Here is a 583-nt window from a genome sequence, read left to right on the forward strand (position 1 = left end):
AAGTCTCTCGACTATTCGGTTCTCAACACACGACTGCCAGACAGCAAACGTTTCAGAAGAGAGCTGTCGGAGAACAGAAAGGCAGTGTTCCGTTCCACCATCTTTCCATCAGACCCAAACCTGTTGCGAGGGAGTGGCATCAAGGAGTTGTCCGACGAGATTTGTGAAATCATAAAGACATGAGCCTATGGTAAGCAGAAAAATCAACACTGACGCAATAGATGAAAATCTGCTCATTGCCTCTATTGGCAAGAGCAAGATTGGCACGACAACGGCATCCATTCTTGACGGAGCTTCCCAATCCCAAGTGAAAGATACCGAAGAGAAAGAAGAGGTTGGCTGGAAGTCCCAATGCTCGCAGACCGATAAGTCGCCAATTTCACGCAAGCCTCCCAAGGCTTCTTCGGAAAGTTACGATTCGGCATTCTTCAAGCGAAACGAGATAAAGACTCGTCAATGCGTTTATATCAGCCGTGAGATACACAGGAGAATTTCAAGAATAGTCAGTGTGCTCGCAAAGCATGAGTTGACAGTCGGTGGTTACATCGACCTTATTCTTGAGAGACATCTTGAAGAGAACCAG

General features: G+C 46.7%; 1 protein-coding gene and 1 pseudogene. Both read left to right on the top strand.

All coding sequences use genetic code 11. The features are described 5' to 3' along the window. Positions 1-183 (top strand): annotated as a pseudogene (locus BN4609_RS09105) (ParA family protein); the annotation flags it as partial. A 4-nt stretch (positions 184-187) separates the two neighbouring features. After that, the coding region (locus tag BN4609_RS09110; protein WP_068856422.1) for a DUF3408 domain-containing protein at positions 188-583 on the top strand (396 nt) is incomplete at its 3' end.

This window comes from Leyella lascolaii, from assembly GCF_900079775.1.
Lineage (GTDB): Bacteria > Bacteroidota > Bacteroidia > Bacteroidales > Bacteroidaceae > Prevotella > Prevotella lascolaii.